This is a genomic window from Streptosporangium sp. H16 (genome assembly GCF_051918855.1).
In the GTDB taxonomy this organism is placed as follows: Bacteria; Actinomycetota; Actinomycetes; order Streptosporangiales; family Streptosporangiaceae; genus Streptosporangium.
Genome location: NZ_JBPXMD010000011.1, coordinates 64,434 through 77,101 on the forward strand (window position 1 = coordinate 64,434; position 12,668 = coordinate 77,101).

At 73.0% G+C, this 12,668-nt stretch carries 13 protein-coding genes; 5 read left to right on the forward strand and 8 right to left on the reverse strand.

All coding sequences use genetic code 11. The annotated features are described in order from the left end of the window. Positions 1 to 79: 79 nt before the first annotated feature. Entirely contained in the window at positions 80 to 931 is an 852-nt protein-coding gene (locus ACTOQ2_RS19875; protein WP_440101208.1) for a DUF72 domain-containing protein, read from the reverse strand. Positions 932 to 1,086: 155 nt separating this feature from the next. Between ACTOQ2_RS19875 and ACTOQ2_RS19880 the strand changes: the two genes are divergently transcribed. Further along, positions 1,087 to 2,037: a superoxide dismutase gene (locus ACTOQ2_RS19880; protein ID WP_440101210.1), complete on the forward strand. Its 951-nt coding sequence runs from the start codon at positions 1,087 to 1,089 to the stop codon at positions 2,035 to 2,037. A gap of 173 nt (positions 2,038 to 2,210) precedes the next feature. Here the strand turns inward: ACTOQ2_RS19880 and ACTOQ2_RS19885 are convergent, their stop codons facing one another. The 4 genes from ACTOQ2_RS19885 to ACTOQ2_RS19900 form a co-directional block, all read right to left on the reverse strand. Then, the gene (locus ACTOQ2_RS19885) at positions 2,211 to 2,771 is read right to left on the reverse strand and encodes a cysteine hydrolase family protein (RefSeq protein WP_440101212.1); all 561 of its coding nucleotides are present in this window, start codon (positions 2,769 to 2,771) and stop codon (positions 2,211 to 2,213) included. Between the two features lie 136 nt (positions 2,772 to 2,907). Further along, the gene (locus ACTOQ2_RS19890) at positions 2,908 to 3,537 is read right to left on the reverse strand and encodes a hypothetical protein (protein ID WP_440101214.1); all 630 of its coding nucleotides are present in this window, start codon (positions 3,535 to 3,537) and stop codon (positions 2,908 to 2,910) included. Next, positions 3,534 to 5,042, reverse strand: a complete 1,509-nt coding sequence (locus tag ACTOQ2_RS19895; protein ID WP_440101215.1) for an ATP-binding protein — start codon at positions 5,040 to 5,042, stop codon at positions 3,534 to 3,536. Before ACTOQ2_RS19895 ends, ACTOQ2_RS19890 begins: the two co-directional genes overlap by 4 nt. Beyond that, entirely contained in the window at positions 5,039 to 5,746 is a 708-nt protein-coding gene (locus ACTOQ2_RS19900; protein WP_440101506.1) for a response regulator, read from the reverse strand. Before ACTOQ2_RS19900 ends, ACTOQ2_RS19895 begins: the two co-directional genes overlap by 4 nt. Positions 5,747 to 5,934: 188 nt before the next feature. On the opposite strand from ACTOQ2_RS19900, the gene ACTOQ2_RS19905 reads away from it, so the two are divergent. The 3 genes from ACTOQ2_RS19905 to ACTOQ2_RS19915 all read left to right on the forward strand — a co-directional run bounded on the left by ACTOQ2_RS19905 (position 5,935) and on the right by ACTOQ2_RS19915 (position 7,708). Next, positions 5,935 to 6,312 (forward strand): hypothetical protein, encoded by a 378-nt coding sequence (locus ACTOQ2_RS19905; RefSeq protein WP_440101216.1) that lies wholly within the window; start codon positions 5,935 to 5,937, stop codon positions 6,310 to 6,312. 1 nt (position 6,313) lies between these two features. Then, the gene (locus ACTOQ2_RS19910; RefSeq protein ID WP_440101218.1) at positions 6,314 to 7,012 is read left to right on the forward strand and encodes a class F sortase; all 699 of its coding nucleotides are present in this window, start codon (positions 6,314 to 6,316) and stop codon (positions 7,010 to 7,012) included. A gap of 198 nt (positions 7,013 to 7,210) precedes the next feature. Next, on the forward strand, positions 7,211 to 7,708 hold the full coding sequence (locus ACTOQ2_RS19915) for a DUF1203 domain-containing protein (protein WP_440101219.1): 498 nt from the start codon (positions 7,211 to 7,213) through the stop codon (positions 7,706 to 7,708). A gap of 10 nt (positions 7,709 to 7,718) precedes the next feature. Here ACTOQ2_RS19915 and ACTOQ2_RS19920 read toward each other — a convergent pair whose 3' ends face one another. Continuing rightward, entirely contained in the window at positions 7,719 to 8,393 is a 675-nt protein-coding gene (locus tag ACTOQ2_RS19920) for a response regulator transcription factor (RefSeq protein WP_440101220.1), read from the reverse strand. Then, positions 8,390 to 9,577 carry a sensor histidine kinase gene (locus ACTOQ2_RS19925; RefSeq protein ID WP_440101222.1) on the reverse strand — a complete coding sequence of 396 codons (1,188 nt, stop codon included), beginning with the start codon at positions 9,575 to 9,577 and terminating at the stop codon, positions 8,390 to 8,392. The genes ACTOQ2_RS19920 and ACTOQ2_RS19925 overlap by 4 nt, the downstream gene beginning before the upstream one ends. 146 nt (positions 9,578 to 9,723) lie before the next feature. On the opposite strand from ACTOQ2_RS19925, the gene ACTOQ2_RS19930 reads away from it, so the two are divergent. After that, positions 9,724 to 11,265, forward strand: coding sequence for a hypothetical protein (locus ACTOQ2_RS19930; RefSeq protein ID WP_440101224.1), 1,542 nt, complete (start codon positions 9,724 to 9,726; stop codon positions 11,263 to 11,265). 109 nt (positions 11,266 to 11,374) lie between these two features. On the opposite strand, the gene ACTOQ2_RS19935 is transcribed toward ACTOQ2_RS19930, so the two are convergent. Further along, positions 11,375 to 12,622: an MFS transporter gene (locus ACTOQ2_RS19935; protein WP_440101226.1), complete on the reverse strand. Its 1,248-nt coding sequence runs from the start codon at positions 12,620 to 12,622 to the stop codon at positions 11,375 to 11,377. Between the last annotated feature and the right edge of the window lie 46 nt (positions 12,623 to 12,668).

The window sequence follows — 12,668 nt, forward strand, 5'->3', positions numbered from 1 at the left end:
CCACACGCGGCGCGGACGGCCGGGCTCACCACCGCGCGGCGGGAGGCCCGGCAGTCAGAAGCGGCGGGAGGCCCGGCGGTCAGAAGAGGGTCAGCGGCTCGACGGGCACGGGCTCGGAGAGCGGCTCGACCTCGGGCAGCAGGGCTCGTACGTCGTCGTGGAAGCGACGGGCGAGCGCCGGCGCCTCGGCGTTGTCGGGGGTGTGGACGAACACGGTCGGCGAGCGGCCCTCGCGCAGCCACCCGGCGACCGTGCCGACCCAGTCCCGCCAGCCCTCGATCGTGCTCGCCGTGTCGTCCCGGCCGAGGTAGCGGACGATCGGGCGGTCGGTGAGAGCGACCGACCTGCGCGGCATGCGCGGCTTCTTCGACCACGCCTCTCGTTCGGCGTCGCTGGTCGGAGGGCTCCGGAAGAGAGTGGTGGTGTCGAAGGGCACCCACTCGGCGCCGGCGCCGGCGAGAACCCCTTCCAGAAGCCGTACGGATCGCGCGTCGTCGAAGAACGCGCGGTGGCGGACTTCGACGGCGTACCTGTGCGAGCGGGAAAGCCCGCGGAGAAAGCCGGCCAGGGTACCGAGGTCGGCCGGGGCGAATGATCCCGGCAACTGGATCCAGAGGGTCTCGGCTCGCGGCCCGAGCGGTTCGATCGCCTCCAGGAACGACCGAACCTCCTCGTCGACGCCGGTGAGGCGCCTCTCGTGGGTGATCGTCCTGGGCAGCTTGACCACCAGGCGGAAGTCGGGGCCGGTCTGCCGCGCCCACGACTCCACCGTGCTCCTCGCCGGTGTCGCGTAGAACGTCGTGTTGCCCTCCACCGCGTTGCACCAGGTCGCGTAGGACCGCAGGCGCTCCCCGGGAGGGAGCGGATGGGGCAGGAAACGTCCCTGCCATGACGCGAGAGACCACATCGCGCATCCCACATGAAGCCGCATGACCTCGACGCTATCCAACGACGGCAGGGACGTCGCCCGGGCGGGCCCGCTTTACGGGAGCGCTACAGCCGGGCGTCATACGTTAGATCCATTACCCAAGCGGGCATTTGGGTAGACCATCGCACTCGCGACAGATGGGATGTTCCTTAATGAAGGTGGCATTTCTCCTGGCAGGGTTCCTCACCGTGCTCATGGCGGCCCCGGCCGCGGCGGCCGAGACCGGATCCAGGGCCGACGCGTCCACGACCTCCGCCTCTTCCGAGAAGTCGGCCTATCCCACCGAGTTCTCCCTCCCGGACGGTTTCCAGCCGGAGGGGATCGCCATCGGCCCGGGAGCGGCCGCGTACTTCGGCTCGCGCGCGACCGGCGCGATCTACCGGGCCGACCTGCGCACGGGCAGGGGCCGGATCATCGATCCGGGTCCGGGCACCCCGTCGCTCGGCCTCAAGACCGACGCGCGCGGCAGGCTGTTCGTCGCCGGCGGCACGGGCGGCGACGCCCGCGTGATCGACACCCGGAACGGCAAGGTGCTCGCGAGCTACCGGCTCGCCACCGGCACCGCGTTCGTCAACGACGTCGTGCTCACCCGCGACGCGGCGTACTTCACCGACTCGACCAACCCCGTGCTGTACAAGCTGCCGTTCGGGCGTGGGGGAGCACTGCCGGACGAGGCGGTGAAGGTGCCGCTGAGCGGGGACATCGTCTACGCGACCGGCATCAACGCCAACGGCATCGCCCAGACCCCCGACCGCGGGGCCCTGCTCGTCGTCCAGTCCAACACCGGCGGGCTGTTCCGCGTCGACCCCTCGACCGGCGTGGCCACCCTGGTGGACATCGGCACAGAGTCCCTGGTCAACGGTGACGGCCTGCTGCTGGAGGGCCGCACCCTGCACGTCGTGCAGAACCGCCAGAACACCCTGACGTCCCTCTCCCTGGACCGCGGCGCCACCTCGGGGAAGGTGGTCCGCAAGCTCTCGGACGGCCGCTTCGACGTCCCCACCACCGTCGCCTCCTTCCGCGACCGCCTCTATCTCCCCAACGCCCGCTTCGCCACGACCCCCACCCCGACCACTCCGTACAACGTGGTGGCCGTCGAGCGTCACTGATCGTTCTCTTACGGCCGGCCACCGCCGGCCCTCTCGGCACGAGGCGGGGCGGGTGGGAGCGGGACGACGAGCCGTGTCCGCTCCCACCCGCGCGCACGGTCCGCGGTGATCCACGCCCGGCGACCCGGGTCCGGTGCACGTCCCCGGGTGCCGCCGTCCGCGTCACGCAGGTCTCAGGACGTGCCGCCGAAGTCGACGTCCTTGGCCTCGGCCGTCCCGGCCGTCCGTCCCGGCGCCGTGTGGTAGGTCCAGTACAGGTTCGTGTGCGCGATGACCTGGTCCGGCGGCGGCGCCCCCCACTCCGTCTGGTCCTCCGTCGTGTGGGCGTCGCTGACGAGGGTCACGTCGTATCCCCTGACGAACGCGCCGTGGATCGTCGAGCGGACGCACTCGTCGGTCTGCGCGCCGGCGACGACGAGCCGCCCGGCGCCGAGGCCCGACAGCACGGTCTCCAGGGTGGTGTCCTCGAAGGAGTCGCTGTAGTGCTTCTCGACGAGCGGCTCGGCGTCGTCCGGAACCAGCTCGGGGACGATCCGCCAGTCGTCGCTCCCCCTGGCGAGCCGCTCGTCCGAGTGCTGGACCCAGACGACGGGGACCCGCTCCCGCCGCGCCCTCTCGACAAGGCCGCCGATGTTCGCGACGACCACGTCGCGCCGGTGGGTCCCCTCGACGACACCGTTCTGCACGTCGACGACGAGGAGCGCGGTGTGCGGCCGGTTCTCGAGTGTGGTCATGGTCTTCCCTCGCTCGCGCCGGAATCCTGTGCCCGCCCACGGTAGGCACACCCACCGACAGAAAATCCTCTCCCCGGCCGCCGGAGCGGCCCCGTCACTCCGGCGTTGTCACTCCGGCTGCGTCACCCCGGCTGCGTCACCCCGGTGCCCGGGGGAACTCCGAGCACCGGAAGGAGCCGAACCGCTCGGCCTTGCCGCGCTGGATGACGACGGTGACGGCGTCGGGGTCGATGTTCGACCGCGCGGCCAGGGCGCTCGCGGCGGTGCAGGTGAGCTGTCCCAGCCACAGGTCCCGGGAGAGCTGCCTGGTCGGCGCCCTCTCCTGGGGCTCCTGGGGAGGGGCGGGGCTGGGGACGGGGCTGGGAGCGGTAAGGGAGATGTGGACCTTCGCCGCGTCCGAGGTGACCTTGCCCAGCGTGTCCGTGCCGGGAGCGAGCTCGGTGCGCAGCCCCCGCCGCTGCTCCGCGGAGCTGGGCCCTTTCACCAGCAGCTCCAGCGTCTCCTTCAGCGGGGGCCAAGGCAGGGGGCGGCTCACGGCCCGCAGCCGTTCGCCCGACACGAAGTAGAGCCGGGTGCTGGGCTGGAACCCGACGGCGGGTTCGCCCCCGTCCATCACACCGGTCGGGCCGATGCCGCAGCCGGCCACCAGAGAGGCAACCGCCAGCAGGCACGCCACCGCGCGCACCATCATGCGCGCCACCGCCCGCGACACCGCATGCGCCATCCTGCACGCCACCACGTGCGCCACCGCCCCCCGCGCGCTCATCCCGGCTCCGGGCGACGTGACGGGGACGTCCCCGGCCGGTCGGGCGAGGGCACCGGGTGGCGGGGAAGGGTGAGGCTGAACAGGGCGCCGCCCCCCGGCGGGTTGGCCACGTCGATCGAACCGCCGTGCAGGCGCGCGTTCTCCAGGGCGATGGCCAGGCCGAGCCCGCTTCCGTCCGACCTCGTACGTGCCGCGTCGGCCTTGGAGAAGCGGTCGAAGACGTGCGGGAGAACGTCCGGGTCCACCCCCTCGCCCGAGTCCCTGACCTCGATGACGATGCGGCCCGTGTCCTGCGGGCCCTCCGCGCGCAGCCGTACGGTGACCGGAGGAGCGCCGTGCCGGAGGGCGTTGCCGACGAGGTTGGCCGTGATCACATCGAACCGGCGGGGGTCCATCCGGATCCGCACGCCGGGGGGCAGGTCCAGGGCGACCCGGGCGATCCAGCCACGGGTGCGCAGGCAGGCCCGTACGGCGTCCGCCACGTCGACGTCGTCCAGGATGAGCCGCGCCGCCCCCGCGTCGAACCGGGAGATCTCCATGAGGTCCTCGACGAGCCGGACCAGCCTGCCCACCTCGAGGTTCATCAGCCGGGCGGCCTGGGCCAGATCTCCTTCGAGGCGGCCGGCCTCCTCCTCGAACATGTCCGCCATCGCCAGGATGGACGCCAGCGGGGTGCGCAACTCGTGGGACACGTCGGCGACGAACCGGCGGGCCCTCACCTCCATCTCGCGCAGTTCGGACACGTTGGCCTCCAGGGCGGCGGCCGTGGCGTTGAAGGTCTTCACCAGCCGGGCCAGCTCGTCACCCCCGCTCACCTTCAGCCGCGTGTCCAGCTCGCCCGCTCCGAGCCTGCGCGCGGCCCGGTCGAGGTCGCGCACCGGGCGCAGCACGCCCCCGGCCGCCAGCAGGGCGAACAGCACCGCCAGCGCCACGACCGGGAGCACGCCGTTCCGCGCGGCGGCGACCAGCGCGTCCTCGTCCGCCGCCTCCTTGCCGAGCGGGGTCACGAGGTAGGCCTCCACCCCGGAGGGGGTCCGCTGCCGGCCCAGCAGCACGGGCGTACCCACGACGAGATAGGGGGTGCCCGCGGAGACGACGCGCTGGTAGGCCAGCCGGTGCCGTCCGGCGATGCTGCGGCGCAGCGCGGGCGTGATCGGGCCGGTGCCGTCCCCGGAGGCGATCAGGCCCGAATTCCCGTAGACGGCGGCGCCGGTCGCCTCCAGGAACGCGGGCGCCACGCCGTTGGCGAGCTGTTGCAGGGCGGCGCGGTCGGGAGGGTGCGGCATGTTCTCGGTGAGGGTCGCGACGCGCAGCCGGAACTCGTTGACCACCGACCATTCCGTCCGCTTCAGCATGAGGTCGCTCGCCTGGCGGTAGACCAGTCCGGCGGCGGTCAGCGCGCTCAGCCCGCCGAGCAGCACGAAGACGACCACCAGCCGGGCCCGGAGCCCGCGCACCCCGAACGGCAGCCGCGGCCTCCGTCCCTCTCCGGCGGCGGACGTCACAGAGGGCCGAACCGGTACCCGAAGCCGCGCACGGTCTGGATGTACCGGGGCTTCGACGGAACGTCCTCGATCTTCGTACGCAGGCGCTGCACGCACGCGTCGACCAGCCGCGAGTCGCCCAGGAAGTCGAGGTCCCAGACCGACTCCAGGAGCTGCTGGCGGCTGAACACCTGCCCGGCCGCCGACGACAGCTCCAGCAGCAGCCGCAGTTCCAGCGGCGGCAGCACGAGCGGGACACCGGCCCTGGACACGGTGAGCGAACCGCGGTCGATCACCAGGTCGCCGTGCTCCTCCCGCCCGGTCCCGGCCCCGGCTCCGGCCTCTGCCCCCGCCCCCGTGGCCGGGCCTCCGCGCCGCAGCACCGCGCGGATCCGCGCCTCCAGCACGCGCGGCCGTATCGGTTTGACCACGTAGTCGTCGGCACCCGCCTCCAGCCCGCTGACGACATCGAGATCGTCACCGCGGGCCGTGAGCATGACGATGGGCGTGGGACCCCCCGCCCGGATCCGGCGGCACACCTCGAAGCCGTCCAGGCCGGGAAGCATCAGGTCGAGCACGACGATGTCCGCGGGCGTGACCCGCAGCCGCCGCAGCCCCTCCTCGCCCGTGCCCGCGGCGTCCACCTCGTGCCCGTGACGGCTGAGCGAGAGGCGCAGCCCCTCCCGCACGGACGGGTCGTCCTCGATCAGCATCACTCTGGCCACCGTCCCAGTATCCGCCGTGGTCAGCGCGTCCTTTAACGATGAGGACATTCATTACACACTCATGACATTCCGGTCATGGCTGGCTGATATCGCGCTGCCAGCATCGGTACCGCTCCCCCCGAAGACTTCTTGAGCGCGAGCGGTGCGCGTCGCCGGAGCATTCCGGTGCGGCCGCCCTAGGAGGATGTATGCGATTCGCTCGTAGTGCCCTGGCCGTGGCGGGACTCGCCATCGCCATGCTGAACGTCACCGGGCCGGCCCTGGCGGACACGAAACCCAGTCCCGTACCGGCACCGCGCTCCAGCTCCGCGCCGGCAGAGGCACCGGAAGCAGCGCAGGAAGCGGCGCCGGCAGAGGCACCGGCACAGGCACAGGCACCGGCACAGGCCGATCCCGCCCGGGAGGAGCCCCGCCCGGTGCCCGAGGGCGCCCCCGAGACCGGCGGCGGCCCCGGCGGGAGCGCGCTCGTACCGGCCGGCCTCGTACCGGTCGGCGGAGCCCTTCTCCTCGCGGGGGCGGGGACGGGCCTGCTGGCGCTGCGCCGCCGTAAGCACGCCCAGGCCTGAGATGCCGCGTGCGACAGGGAGCGGCCGCCGGGCTCTCGGCCTGGCGGCCGCCGCCGTCACCGTGACCGGCGCCGTGCTCGTGGGCGGCGGCCTCCTGCCGCAAAAGGCCCCTCCGGCCCCGCCCTCCGTCCAGGCGTCGGGGGCCGGCTCCCCGTCGCGGGTGCCGGAGGCGAGCCGTCCGTCCCCCGGGCGAACGCCGGAGGCGGATCTCCCGCGGGCCGGGGCGCTCTCCCCGGCCGCTCCCGCCCTCGCCCGATCCGAACCGCGCCGCCTGGACGTGCCGAGGATCGGTGTGCACGTCCCCCTCTCCCGGCTCGGTCTCAACGCCGACGGCACCGTGCAGGTGCCACCGGTGGACCGGCCCGAGCAGGCCGGCTGGTACGCGCGCGGCTACATGCCCGGCGAGCGCGGGGCGTCCGTGATCCTCGGGCACGTCGACGGCGGGGGACGCGAGGGCGTCTTCCACGAGCTGGGGCGGATGCGCCGGGGCGACACCGTCTCCGTCACCCGCGCGGACGGCTCGGTCGCCACCTTCGTGGTGCAGTCGGTGGAACAGGTCCCCAAGAGCCGCTTCCCCTCGCAGCGCGTGTACGGCCCGCTCGACCACGCGGGCCTGCGCCTGGTCACCTGCGGCGGCGGCTTCGACCGGCGGACCGGCCACTACACGGCCAACGTCATCGTCTACGCGCGTCTCGCCTGAACCCCAGGTACCCGGGCACCCCCGCCCGGCGTCGAAGAGCCGCGGCGTTCCGAGGAGCCCGCCGTCACGATGGTCGCCGTGAGTGCTCCCGGCCGCCGCGGACCGGCGCCCGAGGAAACCGGGGAGGGCATCGTCCACGCCCACAACCAGGGCCGATTTCCGCCAGCGCGTCGGGACCGCGCGGCCGAGCATGGATCCATGAGCACTCTCCGCGCATTCGCCATCGAGGCCGAGGTCGCCGCCGAGCTACGCGTCCGCGACGACGCCGGGCGTCCGCCCCGCATGGTCACCGACACCGAGGGGGGCTCCCCGCTGCGATGCTGCCTGCGCCGTAGCCTCCCGGGAGAGCGACTCGCCCTGCTCGCGTACGCGCCGCTGCGCCGGTGGGGGGCGCGGACCGGGGGCGACCCCGGCCCGTACGAGGAACTGGGCCCGGTGTTCGTGCACGCCGAGCCGTGCGAGGGGCCCGGCGGGACGGGCTTCCCCGTCGGCATGTGCGGTGAGCGGCGGGTCTTCCGCGCCTACGACGCCGACGGCGACATCCTCGGCGGACGGCTGGTGGACGGGTACGCCAGCCGCGACGCCACCGCGGCGGAGACCATCCTGGCGGAGCAGTTCGCGGACCCCGACGTGGCACTGGTACACGTTCGGGCGGTGGAGTTCGGCTGCTTCCTGTTCGAGGTGCGCCGCGCCTGACCCCCCCGTGCTACGCCTCGGCGGCGGGATCGGCGATGCGGTACCCCACCCCGGGTGTCGTCGTGATGATCGACGGGCTCCCCAGCTTGCGGCGCAGCCTCCCGATGGTCACGGTGACGGTGTTGGTGAACGGGTCGGCGTTCTCGTCCCAGACCTGCTCCAGGAGGTCCTCGGTGCTCAGGAAGCCGGGGCCGGCGCGCAGCAGGGCTTCGAGGAGCGCGAACTCCTTGACCGAGAGGTCGAGCTGCCGGTTGTCGCGGGTGGCCGTGCGGCGTACCGGGTCGAGCTCGATCCCGGCCGCGCGCAGTGTCCGCGCGCGGGCGAACGGCCGGCGCCGGGCCAGGGCGTGGAGGCGCAGGACCAGTTCGGGAAAGTGGAAGGGCTTGGCGAGGTAGTCGTCGGCTCCCAGGGTGAGGCCGCTGACCCGGTCACCCGGAGAGCCGGCCGCGGTCAGCATCAGGACCATCGCGCGGTCGTCCCGTTCGGTGATCATCTGGCAGAGGACGTCGCCGTGGATCCCGGGCACGTCGCGGTCGAGGACCACCACGTCGTACGCGTTGAGATCGAGCTTCGCCGCGGCGGCCAGGCCGTCGTGGGCGACGTCGACGGCCATGCCCTGATCCCGTAGCCCCTCGGCCAGGATCTCGGCGAGCGGGCGCGCGTCCTCCACCACCAGGATCCTCACGTGGCGACGCCTTCCGGTGCGGGCGCCGGCGGCAGCGCCACGGTGACGCGCAGGCCGCCTTCCGGCCGGGCGTGCAGGACCAGGTCACCGTCGTGCGCGCCGACGACGGCCGCGACGATCGACAGGCCGAGGCCGGTGCCGGTCTCGGAGCCGGTCCGGTCGGCGGCGAGCCGCCGGAAGGGTTCGGTGAGCCGGGCGACCTGCTCCGGGTCGAGAACCGGCCCGTCCGTCTCCACGACCAGCCGGGCCCCGTCGTCCCCGGTCACGGTCGCGAGCCGGATCGAGCCACCGTGCCGGTTGTGGACGACCGCGTTGTCGATCACGTTGTTCACCATGCGGGACAGCAGGGGCGGGCTGCCCCGGGTCCACGCGGCGTCCTGGACGTGCGCCTCGACGGTCAGCTCCCTCTCCGCGATGTCCGCCGCGCGGGCGGCCAGCGATTCGGACACCAGGGTGCCGAGCGCGACCGGGACGCGGTCGTGGAGCTCGCCGTGCTGCGCGCGGGCGAGGTCGAGAAAGCCCTCCAGAAGGCTGTCGACCCGGTCGAGTTCGGTGCGCAGCCGGTCGGCGAGCGCCAGCGTCTGCGCCGGTACCGGCACCGGCTTGGCCACGGCCACGTCCAGCGACGCCCTCATGGTCGTCAGCGGTGTCCGCAGCTCGTGGGAGGCGTTGGCGACGAACCGGCGCTGGGCGGCGAAGGACGCCTCCAGGCGTTCCAGCAGCCCGTCGATGGTGTCCGCGAGGTCCTTGACCTCGTCGGCGGGGCCCGGCACTGCCAGCCGCTCGTGCAGGTTCTCTGCCGAGATCCGCCGTGTCGCCGCGGTGATCGTCCGCAGGGGGCGCAGCACCCGGCCGGCCACGGCCCTGCCCAGCAGGAACGAGATCACCGCCATCACGACCAGTGCGATCACCGAGCCCACCAGGAGCTGGTGCGACTGAACCGCCTGGATGTCCGAGAGCTGAGCTTCGAGCTGGTGGACGCGCTCCTGGGCGCGGTCGAGGCCGGGCCGAGGAACGGGAGGGGTCTGGCCGGGTACCGGCTGGGTCATGCTGCTCGCGCCGACCAGCAGGTTGGTGAGGGCCAGCAGCCCCAGGCCGGAGAGGAGGAACAGGACGGCGTACAAAACGGTGAAACGCTGCCGTACCGTCCGCCTCGGTGGTGCGGAGCCTCGCGGCTTGCTCATCGAGCCTCTCCCGTTCGCGTGCGGACCTCCAGGATGGGATGCCCGGCCTAACAGCGGCGTGACAGGGGTGGTTCGGGCCATGTTAGGGCCGGATCCGTAGAACCGGCCGCATGCGAGAAAACCACGAAGACACCACCGAACCATCCTTGACCGCACATGCGCGCCAGGAGTGGGCGAGGTTCCGCACCCGGGGCCGGATGATCGCCATGGCGGCCACGATCCTCGTCACCATCCTGCTCGGATTGCTCCACGCGATTGCTCTCGGCGGCGGCACCCACTGCAGCAAGGGCCCGGTGGAGGTCCCCTGCCCCACCGATCCGGTCGGGCCGCACGGCCGGACGGTGAGCGACACGTTCTACTTCGTGCACCGGCCCCTGGGCGAGAACGGCGGCATCACCGTCCGCGTGACGTCCATGACCGGCATCATCACCTATCCGCCGCCCGACCACGACGAGATCGTCCCCGGCCTCGTACCCTGGGCGAAGGCCGGAATCATCATCAAGGACGGCGTCGCGCAGGGTTCCCCCTACGCGGCGCTGATGCTCACGGGCGCGCACGGCGTACGGATGCAGCACGACTACGTCCACGACACGGCCGGCCGCGCGGGCGGCGTCTCGGCGGAGAAGCCGCGCTGGCTGCGCCTGACCCGCTCCGGCGACACCATCACCGGCCACGAGTCGGCCGACGGCACGCGATGGGCGAAGGTCGGCACCGCCCGCCTCGCCGCGCTGCCCGAGACGGTACGGGTCGGGTTCTTCGTCGCGTCCCCGGGTGACCTGACGCTCAGACCGGTCGCCCTGGGCGCGAGCCTCCCGGAGTCGCGCTTCACCCAGGCCACCGCCACCTTCGACCACGTCAGCGTGGAGGGCGGCGCGTCCGGCGGCGAATGGAGCCACGGCAGCGTGGGCGAGATGGGACACACCGACTGGGAGAAGTACCACCGGGCGGCCGGGCTCGTCGAGTCGAACGGCGCGTTCACCGTCACCGGAACCGGCGACATCGGGCCGAGCGGCCCCCATGGCGGCCACCCCGTGGAGAGCGGCCTCGTCGGCCTCGTCGTCGGCCTGATCATCGTGCTCGTGGTGGCCGTGCGATTCGTGACCGCCGAGTACCGGCCGGGCGTGACCGGCGGCGCGCCACTCACCGGCCGGACGCTGGCGGCGAAGGCCCTCGTGATCGGCGCGGTCACCTTCCTGGCCGGACTGATCTCCGCGGCGGTCGTGGTGACGGCCGGCCCGGCCGTCCTGCGGGCCAACGGCCTCGGTGTCATCCCGGCGTCGGCCCTCACGGGACTGCGGGTCGCCGCCGGTGCCGCGGCGCTGCTCGCGATCGCCGCCGTCCTCGCGCTCGCCCTCGGCGCGCTGTTGCGGCGAACCTGGGCGGCGATCCTCGTCGCGATCTCGGCGGTCGTCCTCCCGTACCTCCTGGCGATCCTGCCGCTCCTGCCCGACGACACGGCCAGGTGGCTGCTGCGCCTCACGCCCGCCGCCGGTTTCGCCGTCCAGCAGAGCATCCACGAGTATCCGCAGGTGGTCGCCCATTACGCTCCGTCGGCGGGCTACTATCCCCTCGCCTGGTGGGCCGGGCTCGCCGTGCTCTGCGGCTACGCCACGGCCGTCCTCACCCTGGCCGGCCTCCGGCTACGCCGGAGCGTTCCGGCGGCACGACCGCGACCACGCTGGAGGTAACGACCCGCCGGCGGACGAACCCGGCCGGCGGCACCGCCGCGCCGGCCTCCGGGTGCGGGCCGGGGTCCGCGGAGGGGGGCGGCCGCGCGGATCCCGGCCCGGCGCCGGGTCAGGCCGGAGTCATCCGGGCGACGATCATCCGCCAGAGAGCGAGCTGCAGCAGGGCGAGGAGCACGGCGGAGGGCATCAGGGTCCAGATCCCGACGCTCTGTCCGATGGCACCGGTCAGCCAGGGAAGCGCCGCGCCGCCGATGACCGACACCCCGTTCATGATGCCGATGGCCGTCGGCACCAGCCGGGTCGTGGTCAGATCGGGCACCACCGCCATGGCCGTCGGGAAGATGGGCCCGAGAAAGAAGCCGAGCAGGAAGAAACCGGCGGTGGCCACGACCGCTCCCGGCGCCGCCCAGGTGAGCACCGCGCTCGCCGTCACGCCGGCCAGGCAGGCGTAGGTCATGCCGGCCGCGGTCAGTCCCATCCGGGTGGCGACCGGACTGATCAGGAACCGGCCCAGGGTCAGCCCGAGCCAGTAACCGCTGGAGATGTACCCGGCGGTCAGGCCGGTCTGCGCGTGCTCCTCCACCAGGAAGGTGAACCCCCAGTTGCCCACACTGATCTCCAGGCCGACGTACACGGCGAGGAACACCGAGGCCAGCACCACCGCGGGCGAGCGCATGACGGCGGTCAGCAGGCCGCCTCGTTCCGGTTCTGAGTCCGCGAGGACCGTGGGAGGCACCGGGGCGTCAGGATACGGAGGTCCCGCCTTCACGGGGGGCTCGGCCGTACCGGCACCCGCGGGGGAGCGCCGGGGATAGGCCATCAGGAAACCGGCCACCAGCGGCAGGCACGCCACCGCCAGTACCAGCCACACGGCCGTCCACGGCAGGAAGGTCAGCATCCAGGCGGCCGTCAACGGGCCGAGCAGCGCGCCCACCCCGAAGAACGCGTGCAGGCGGTTGAGCAGCGTCGTGGCCGAGGGCAACTCCGCGAGGTAGGCGTTGAGCACCGACTCCAGCACGCCGATGCCATAGCCGACCAGCAGCTGCACCGCCACGAAGGCCACGAACGGCGGGCGGGTGGCCATGTACAGCGTGGCCACCACGTACAGGCCGCCGCCGACGGTGAGGGCCAGGCGCGTACCGAGGCGCTCGAGCAGCGGACCCGTGGCGGATCCGGCGAGCATGAACCCGGCGGAGGAGACGAAGAAGGTGATACCGATCGTCGTCATGTCGACGCCGTAGTCGCCGATCAGCGCGGGCAGCAGCACTCCGCCCACACCGGCGTTCAATCCGGCCAGCACGAAGGTCGCGTACGCCAGGACGACCGGCGCCCGCCGCGGGCTGTCGAAGACGGGCACATGCTCTCCAGCGCGGTCATTCGATGCGGATGGCTTCGGAACCGTC